The sequence below is a fragment of the Pseudoalteromonas umbrosa genome (genome assembly GCF_030125375.1).
GTDB classification, from domain to species: domain Bacteria; phylum Pseudomonadota; class Gammaproteobacteria; order Enterobacterales; family Alteromonadaceae; genus Pseudoalteromonas; species Pseudoalteromonas umbrosa.
The window spans coordinates 1-1,288 of the sequence record NZ_JASJUU010000018.1 but is presented as its reverse complement, the minus strand read 5'-3'; the positions used below and the strand labels follow the sequence as shown (position 1 = coordinate 1,288).

At 47.6% G+C, this 1,288-nt stretch carries 1 rRNA gene; it reads right to left on the bottom strand.

The annotated features are described in order from the left end of the window. A 23S ribosomal RNA gene (locus QNM16_RS24890) occupies positions 1–1,154 on the bottom strand; the annotation flags it as partial. Positions 1,155–1,288 lie beyond the last annotated feature (134 nt).

Below are 1,288 nucleotides of genomic sequence, written 5' to 3'. Positions count from 1 at the left end.
GTATGCAGCCGTAGCTTCGGTGGTATGTTTAGCCCCGTTACATCTTCCGCGCAGGCCGACTCGACTAGTGAGCTATTACGCTTTCTTTAAAGGATGGCTGCTTCTAAGCCAACCTCCTAGCTGTTTTAGCCTTCCCACATCGTTTCCCACTTAACATACACTTTGGGACCTTAGCTGACGGTCTGGGTTGTTTCCCTCTCCACGATGGACGTTAGCACCCACCGTGTGTCTCCCGGATAGTACTTTACGGTATTCGGAGTTTGCAAAGGGTTGGTAAGTCGGGATGACCCCCTAGCCTTAACAGTGCTCTACCCCCGTAAGTATTCGTCCGAGGCTCTACCTAAATAGATTTCGGGGAGAACCAGCTATCTCCCGGTTTGATTAGCCTTTCACTCCTAGCCACAGGTCATCCCCTAACTTTTCAACGTTAGTGGGTTCGGTCCTCCAGTCAGTGTTACCTGACCTTCAACCTGCCCATGGCTAGATCACCGGGTTTCGGGTCTATACCCTGCAACTTAAGCGCCCAGTTAAGACTCGCTTTCGCTACGGCTCCCCTAAATGGTTAACCTTGCTACAGAATATAAGTCGCTGACCCATTATACAAAAGGTACGCAGTCACCCTCGAAGGGCTCCTACTGCTTGTACGTACACGGTTTCAGGTTCTATTTCACTCCCCTCACAGGGGTTCTTTTCGCCTTTCCCTCACGGTACTGGTTCACTATCGGTCAGTTGGGAGTATTTAGCCTTGGAGGATGGTCCCCCCATATTCAGTCAAAGTTTCACGTGCTCCGACCTACTCGATTTCACTTCAGATAAATTTTCGTGTACGGGACTGTCACCCTGTATCGTCCAACTTTCCAGAAGGTTCCACTAATTACACTGAAGCTTAAGGGCTAATCCGATTTCGCTCGCCGCTACTTTCGGAATCTCGGTTGATTTCTTTTCCTCGGGGTACTTAGATGTTTCAGTTCTCCCGGTTTGCCTCTTACAGCTATGTATTCACTGCAAGATACCGCTAAGCGGTGGGTTTCCCCATTCGGAAATCTAAGTCTCAAGTGCCTCTTACTGGCTTGACTTAGCTTATCGCAAGTTAGTACGTCCTTCATCGCCTCCAACTGCCAAGGCATCCACCGTGTACGCTTAGTCACTTAACCATACAACCCAAAATGGTTTGTATCGTCAAAGACAGTTTTAACTTCGCCAGAAGTTAAGTAATACTAAAGTAGACGCTAATTAATCAACTAAATGATTAATCGGCATTTTCTTTCGAAAACTCTGAATAACAATT